Source organism: Rhodoplanes sp. SY1 (assembly GCF_046000175.1).
Classification (GTDB): domain Bacteria; phylum Pseudomonadota; class Alphaproteobacteria; order Rhizobiales; family Xanthobacteraceae; genus Rhodoplanes.
Genome location: NZ_JBEOMB010000173.1, coordinates 1 through 6,752 on the forward strand (window position 1 = coordinate 1; position 6,752 = coordinate 6,752).

The 6,752-nt window shown below is 68.9% G+C and carries 7 protein-coding genes; 5 read left to right on the forward strand and 2 right to left on the reverse strand.

Annotation, left to right across the window (positions count from 1 at the left end; genetic code table 11):
- The first annotated feature begins 2 nt into the window (after positions 1 to 2).
- Positions 3 to 338: a DUF1489 family protein gene (locus ABTU92_RS27265; protein ID WP_408094730.1), complete on the forward strand. Its 336-nt coding sequence runs from the start codon at positions 3 to 5 to the stop codon at positions 336 to 338.
- A gap of 212 nt (positions 339 to 550) precedes the next feature.
- Positions 551 to 1,264: a PilZ domain-containing protein gene (locus ABTU92_RS27270; protein ID WP_408094731.1), complete on the forward strand. Its 714-nt coding sequence runs from the start codon at positions 551 to 553 to the stop codon at positions 1,262 to 1,264.
- A 157-nt stretch (positions 1,265 to 1,421) separates the two neighbouring features.
- Here ABTU92_RS27270 and panC read toward each other — a convergent pair whose 3' ends face one another.
- On the reverse strand, positions 1,422 to 2,303 hold the full coding sequence (gene panC / locus ABTU92_RS27275) for a pantoate--beta-alanine ligase (RefSeq protein WP_408094732.1): 882 nt from the start codon (positions 2,301 to 2,303) through the stop codon (positions 1,422 to 1,424).
- Positions 2,304 to 2,477: 174 nt separating this feature from the next.
- On the opposite strand from panC, the gene ABTU92_RS27280 reads away from it, so the two are divergent.
- On the forward strand, positions 2,478 to 3,473 hold the full coding sequence (locus ABTU92_RS27280) for a division plane positioning ATPase MipZ (protein ID WP_408094733.1): 996 nt from the start codon (positions 2,478 to 2,480) through the stop codon (positions 3,471 to 3,473).
- A gap of 97 nt (positions 3,474 to 3,570) precedes the next feature.
- Here ABTU92_RS27280 and ABTU92_RS27285 read toward each other — a convergent pair whose 3' ends face one another.
- A complete protein-coding gene (locus ABTU92_RS27285; RefSeq protein WP_408094734.1) occupies positions 3,571 to 3,981 on the reverse strand; it encodes a hypothetical protein in 411 nt (136 codons plus the stop codon).
- Between the two features lie 862 nt (positions 3,982 to 4,843).
- Between ABTU92_RS27285 and ABTU92_RS27290 the strand changes: the two genes are divergently transcribed.
- Complete coding sequence (locus ABTU92_RS27290; RefSeq protein ID WP_408094735.1) at positions 4,844 to 5,599, forward strand: VWA domain-containing protein; 756 nt, start codon at positions 4,844 to 4,846, stop codon at positions 5,597 to 5,599.
- Positions 5,596 to 6,297, forward strand: a complete 702-nt coding sequence (locus ABTU92_RS27295; protein WP_408094736.1) for a DnaJ domain-containing protein — start codon at positions 5,596 to 5,598, stop codon at positions 6,295 to 6,297. Before ABTU92_RS27290 ends, ABTU92_RS27295 begins: the two co-directional genes overlap by 4 nt.
- The last annotated feature ends 455 nt before the right edge of the window (positions 6,298 to 6,752 follow it).

Below are 6,752 nucleotides of genomic sequence, written 5' to 3' on the forward strand. Positions count from 1 at the left end.
GCATCGCCGACCTCGAGGACTGGATCCGCGAGCGGCTCGCGAAGCGGCCGAAGGGGAGCGCGCGCGAGCACGCCCATGTCACCCGCATGGTGCCGAAGCGCGCCGACGAGCTTCTCGCCGGCGGCTCGCTGTATTGGGTGATCCGGGGCGAGATGGCGTGCCGCCAGACGCTGCTGCGGGTCGAGCCCTTCGTCGACGGCGAGGGCGTCGGCCGCTGCCGGCTGGTGCTGGCGCCCGAGGTGGTGCCGGTGGTGCCGCGTCCGTACCGGGCGTTCCAGGGCTGGCGTGCCGCGAGCTGCGGACGCTCGGGCTCCTGTGATCGGCCGGAGTTGGGCTAATCCGGTTTCAAGTTACCGTTCGACTGTCGACACCTACGTCTATGCCAACGAGATCTGCCATTCTTCTTAAAATTCGGCGCAAATGCTCGCCGAAATTAACCTGAAGCACAATCTAAGTCTTTCCCTCGTCCAGTCATCTGCTGGAACTTTTGATTAGCGCGGGTTATGATGGCTACGTAGAAGCCTTTAGCCTCCGACGCTCGGGCACCCGCATGCTGCAACGGAACGACCCGCCGCACACCCAGACGACGGCCGAGCGCCGGCAGGACATCCGCGTCGTCGTCAGCCTGCCGGGTCGTTACGTGCTGCCGCGCCGTCGCACCGTCGACGGGACCAAGCCCGAATTCGCCTGCCGGCTGGTCAACATCTCGCGCCACGGCATGATGCTGGCCGGCCCCGTCATCGGCAATGTCGAGGAGCCGGTGACGACGTATTTCGACGATTTCGGCAAGCTCGAGGGCAAGGTGCTGCGCCGGCTCTACGGCGGCTTCGCGATGAGCATCGTGGCCGACAACGAGACGCTAGACCGGCTCGAGGCGAAGCTCGACTGGCTCGACAAGCACCAGCGCGACGTCGCCCCCAACACCCGCCAGCACAAGCGCATCGTGCCGGTGAACCCGCACTCGACCCTGATCCTCGCCGACGGCACGGTGATGCCGTGCTTCGTCATCGACATGTCCGCCTCGGGCGTCGCCGTGTCGGCGGATCTCCGGCCGCCGATCGGCATGCCGCTCGCGGTCGGCACCGTGGTCGGCCGGGTGGTGCGCCGCTTCGGCTCGGGCTTCGCCGTGCATTTCACCCACGAGCAGGCGCCGCACCACCTCGAGCAGCTGCTGATCAAGCCACCGTCGCGGCCGCGCGCCCCGGCCGCCGACCTCGCCTATCGCGAGATCGTCATGATCGACGACGAGCCGTTGCCGCTCTGAGACGGCGGGACGCGGGTCTGGCATTCGGTGGTCATTCCGGGGCGGCGCGCAGCGCCGAACCCGGAATCCAGCCGAGGTTTCCGAGGTCGCCGCTGGATTCCGGGTTCGCAGCTTCGCTGCGCCCCGGAATGACGGAGACCGGATCGACCCGAAATGGTCACACCGCGAGATTGTCGATCAGCCGCGTGGTGCCGAGCTTGGCCGCGACGAGCAGGCGGATCGGGCCGTCCTTGAGGGAGCGCACCGGCGCCAGCGTCTCGGCGTGGCGCGCCTCCAGATAATCGACCGCGAACCCCTCGCGCGCCAACGCTTTGCGCCCGCTCTCCAGCACGGCGCGGATCGGCCGTCCCGCATTTATCTTCGTCGCGCAGTCGGCGAGCACGCGATGCAGCGCCGGAGCGCGCTGCCGCTCCTCGACCGACAGGTAGGCGTTGCGCGACGAGCGGGCGAGGCCGTCGCTCTCGCGCACCGTCGGCACGCCGATGATCTTCACCCGCAGATCGAGGTCGGCGGACAGCCGCGTGACCACCTTGAGCTGCTGATAGTCCTTCTGCCCGAACACGGCGATGTCGGGCCGCACCTGGCCGAACAGCTTCGCCACCACGGTGGCGACACCGCCGAAGAAGTGCGGCCGGAAGGCGTCCTCCAGGCCGGCCAGCGCCGGGCCTTCCGGCGCGATGCGGGTCGCGAAGCCGTCCGGATACATCACCGCCGTGTCGGGCGCCCAGACGAGGTCGACGCCGGCTTCGGCCAGCGCCGCGACGTCGGCGGCGAGCCGGCGCGGATAGCTGGAAAAATCCTCGGTCGGGGCGAACTGGGCCGGGTTGACGTAGATCGAGACGACGACCCGGTCGGCCTTGCGCCGGGCCTGGCGCACCAGCGTCAGATGGCCGTCGTGCAGCGCCCCCATGGTGGGCACGAGCGCGACGGTCTCGCCCGCCGCCCGGAAGCGCGCGAGGGCGCGATCCAGGACTTTCAACGTGCGGGCGACAGGGGTGCGGGCGACAGGCGTGCGGGCGACGGGAGGACGGGTCGGCATCTGATCGGTTCCGGCGGGCGGCGGAGGCCTGGAGACGCCAGCCGATCCGCGCCGGGTCGACGGCGCGATCGTGGCGCCGATAACCGTGATCTGTTCACGACTCGCCGCGCGGCGGAGAGATAACTTGACCCCCGGGTCCGATCAAAACAAAAATCGCCCGGCACGGAGGCGTTTATGTGGTCGGATCCGGATCATCGTGAGTTGCGTCGGCGGAGCCCGATCTCGGCCCATGTGATCGTCGTCGGCAACGAGAAGGGCGGCTCCGGCAAGTCGACCACGGCCATGCATCTCGCCGTCGCGCTGATGAAGGCCGGCCAGCGGGTCGCCACCATCGACCTCGACTCGCGCCAGTCGACACTCACCCACTACATCGAGCGTCGCCGCCTGTGGGGCCACCGGATCGGCCAGCCGCTCGAGATCCCGCTGCACTTCTGCATCGCCCGCAGCGAGGGCGCCCGCGTCGACGAGAACGAGACGGCCGAGTTCGGCCGCTTCGCCGAGGCCGTCACCGAGATCGAGCACCGGCACGACTTCCTGGTCGTCGACACGCCCGGCGCCGACACCTATCTGTCGCGGCTCGCCCATTCGATGGCCGACACGCTGGTGACGCCGCTCAACGATTCGTTCCTCGACTTCGACGTGCTGGCGGCCGTCGATCCGCACACCTTCGAGATCACCGCCACCAGCCATTACGCGGAGCTGGTGCGCGAGGCGCGCCGCCAGCGCCGCATCGTCGACGGCAAGACCACCGACTGGGTGGTGGTGCGCAATCGCCTCTCGACGCTCGGCTCGCGCAACCGCCGTCTGGTCGGCGAGGGGCTCGGCCGGCTCGCCGGCCGGCTCGGCTTCCGCTTCGTCGAGGGGTTTGCCGAGCGGGTGATCTATCGCGAGTTCTTTCCGCGCGGCCTCACGGCCGTGGACGAGATCGGCGAGGAGACGCTCGGCACCCGCCCGAGCCTGTCGCACGTCACGGCCCGGCTCGAGGTGCAGGGGCTTCTCTCGCATCTGCGCCTGCCGCTCGACGACCGCGGCAAGAAGCGCGCCGAGGCCCGCGCCGAGTGGTTCATGAGCGCCTACCGCCCGCTCGACACCGACGAGATCCTTGACGACGCGCCGCCCGAGGAGGGGCCGCTGACTTTGCCGCGGATGCCGACGCCGACGCCGGGGTGAGGGGATAGCGTTCCGTCCAAATCCTTCGCCCGTGCTTTCGCAGGCCGTTCGCACCACGGTAAGGGGCCGAGGGCTGTTGCGTGGCATAAACGGTCATTCAAGGGCGTTTGTCATTGTTGCATGCGGAAGCCGGATAACAAGTGGGACGACAGGAAGAAATGATCTTCGCGGCATCATAGAAATCATAGGGCCGCGCCAGCCCGATATAGGCGGCCGCCGTACGGTGAATATCGAACGTCTTACCCTCGCGAAAAGCTTTTAGCGATAGCCAAAGATTGGGGGCAATGCTCAGGTTGTCGCACCCTGTCGATGGCGGCAAAGCAGGGAGCAGGCAACGATAAGGGGGCGTGTCACGGTAATCACCGTTTGGGGTGAAATGTGCGCAATGTGTTCGGCTCAACGTCGATGCGCAGACCAAGCCATCTTGCACGTAAAGTTCACAATCTGCCGCAGACGCGCTCGATGTCGACAAGACCAAGCCGCAAGCTGCCACGAGCGCTGCATTCATCTTCGCCACCTTTAATGCAGGATTTGTAATTTAGGAATTGAGAGTCACTTTAACAAGTTCATGTGCGTTCAAGGAGCGTTGCTACGTCCAACAAAAGAGTCGGTCCGCTCCGGGTCAATTCCGGCCCGCCCGCGTGGCGCGGAGGACGGGCGCACGGGGACCAAGCGTCGAATTGGGACCATTAATACCATGGGCCGACACTGACTCTCACGTCACCCTGAGGTGCTCGGGCGAAGCCCGAGCCATGGCAAGTCGGCTCGCCGACTTGCCGACCTTACATGCCGATCTCGGGCAAGCCCGATCGGCATGGGCGACGGCCCGGGCCGCATCCTTCGAGGCCCGGCTTCGCCGGGCACCTCAGGATGACGGGTCGGGCGTCGGGGCGGCTGGCATTACCCTCACTATTACCCTCACCAGCCTCCGGTATATGGGGGGCCGAGTGACAATGTGGTGGGCGTGTCCCGGACAAGGCGGCTCGGGCCGCAGGCCCGGGGCGCCGCAGAGCCGGGACCCAGGGGCCGCATGACGGGCGCTGCGGCACTGCCTCGCGCGATCGCCCCTGGGTCCCGGGTCACGGCGCTGCGCGCCGCGCCCGGGACACGGACGCCGCGGCGTGCCTCCGACGCCCCAGTGTGCCGCCGACGCGGCGGTGTGCCTTCGGCGCAGCCGCGTGCCGCCGACGCGGCGGCGTGTCGCCCCGGCGGTTTGACGGGTGCCATTGCGCCGGCGGGCGTTCGCGGCCACTTCTAGGGCATGATTCCGCACGGGAGTTCCGTTTCGCTCCGCCATCGGCCCCGTCCGCGCCGCCGCCTTCTCGGGTGCTCCGATGTCCAACCCACCTGATCGACCCACGCCTGACCGTATGTCGCCCGACCGTCCGGCCGGCGACGCCGGCGGCGACCCGACTCGCCGCGACACGACGCCCGCCAAAACCTCGTCGCGCGCCGAGATCGACGCCTTCGTGGCGCAGGTGAAGGCGCTCGGCGCCGCCCGCGCGCCCGGCACGGTCGCGGGCGGGCGCGGCCGCCTCGTCTTCGCCCTCGACGCCACGATGAGCCGCCAGCCGACCTGGGACACGGCCTGCCGGTTGCAGGCCGATATGTTCGCCGAGGCCGGCGCGGTCGGCGGGCTCGACGTGCAGCTCGTCTATTTCCGCGGCCTCTCCGAGTGCCGGGCGTCGAAGTTCGTCTCCGACCCGAAGGCCTTGGCCTCGCTGATGGAGCGGATCGACTGCCGCGGCGGCCACACCCAGATCGGCAAGGTCCTCTCGCATGTCCGCCGGGAGAACGAGGCCACCAAGGTAGCGGCGCTGGTCTATGTCGGCGACGCCATGGAGGAGCCGGTCGACGATCTCTGCGCCCGCGCCGGCGAGCTTGGGCTCGCCGCGGTGCCGTGCTTCGTCTTCCAGGAGGGGCACGATCCGGTCGCCGAGCAGGCGTTCCGCGAGATCGCCCGCCTGTCGGGCGGTGCCTGGTGCCGGTTCAGCTCCGGATCGGCGCACGAGCTCGGCGCGCTGTTGCGGGCGGTCGCCGCCTATGCGAGCGGTGGCCGCGACGCGCTGCATCGCCTGGCCGGCCGGAACACCGCCGCGGTGCGCCTCTTGGAGCAGCTTCGATGACGCTTCTGCTCGGCATCGCCGTCCTGGTGATTCTGATCGCCGCCCTCAAGGGCTTCTCTCGGGTCGATCCGCGCGGCTTCGCCAAGGGCGCCCGCATCGCCGGCGGCGTCGCGGCGCTCGGCGGCGGTGCCTTCCTGGTGGCGCGCGGCCAGATCGGGCTCGGCGTGCCGCTCGGGCTCACCGGCCTCGGCCTGCTCGGCTGGCTGCCGTTCGGCGGCGCCACCTTCGGGCAGCGCACGCAGAAGAGCCCGGGGCAGGTGTCTCGGGTGCGCTCGGCCTTCCTGGAGATGGAGCTCGATCACGACAGCGGCACGATGCGGGGCCGCATCGTCGCCGGCCGCTTCGCCGGCGCGCCGCTCGACGGTCTCGACGTCGCCACGCTGGCCGGCCTGTCGGCCGACATGGACGACGAGAGCCGGACCCTACTGGCCGCGTATCTGGACCGCCGGAGTCCCGGCTGGCGTGAACACGCGCAGGGTGGTTCGGGCGCGGGGCAGGGCGGAGCGCCGGGTTCCGGCAAAATGACGGAACAGGAGGCCTATCAGATCCTTGGCCTTGAGCCGGGGGCGACCGCCGACGACATCGGCCGGGCGCATCGCCTGCTCATGAAGAAACTGCATCCCGACCAGGGGGGGTCGACGTACCTCGCGGCCCGTGTGAACGAGGCCAAGGAGGTCCTGCTTCGCGGACATCGATAAGAGCTCCGACGCAACGCAACAACAACAACACGATCGACGTTCACGCGCTCCGCGGCCGACAGGGCCGAAAAGCCTGGCCTCCAGGGATCCCCGATTCCGGGTGAATCGTTGCCGGTCGCGGCGTCCGGTCTCGCGTCCTGCTCGCGCGGTCGTCCGCTCCATCGAAGACAATTGTGTCCGTTATTTATTAAATGTCGGTTCCTGTTCGGCGCCGGCGCGGATCGGCGCGGGCGCTGGCGTTGCAAAATCGCCCGTCGTCCCGGGGCGGCGCGTCAGCGCTGAGCCCGGGACCCATACGCCCTGTCTCTCGTGAGCCACCGACACCGGGCGTATGGATCCCGGGTTCGCGGACCTGACGGTCCGCGCCCCGGGATGACCGAGCTACGTAGCGCTCAGTCGTCTCGGTGACCTGAAAAGCCAGTCCCCAGAAACGAAGATGCCCGGCGCGAGGCCGG

Bases quoted from the DNA above. Each gene is read 5' to 3' on its own strand.
- ABTU92_RS27290 (WP_408094735.1), top strand. From the start codon at position 4,844: ATGTCGCCCGACCGTCCGGCCGGCGACGCCGGCGGCGACCCGACTCGC.
- ABTU92_RS27280 (WP_408094733.1), top strand. From the start codon at position 2,478: ATGTGGTCGGATCCGGATCATCGTGAGTTGCGTCGGCGGAGCCCGATC.
- ABTU92_RS27270 (WP_408094731.1), top strand. From the start codon at position 551: ATGCTGCAACGGAACGACCCGCCGCACACCCAGACGACGGCCGAGCGC.
- ABTU92_RS27295 (WP_408094736.1), top strand. From the start codon at position 5,596: ATGACGCTTCTGCTCGGCATCGCCGTCCTGGTGATTCTGATCGCCGCC.
- panC (WP_408094732.1), bottom strand. From the start codon at position 2,303: ATGCCGACCCGTCCTCCCGTCGCCCGCACGCCTGTCGCCCGCACCCCT.
- ABTU92_RS27285 (WP_408094734.1), bottom strand. From the start codon at position 3,981: ATGAATGCAGCGCTCGTGGCAGCTTGCGGCTTGGTCTTGTCGACATCG.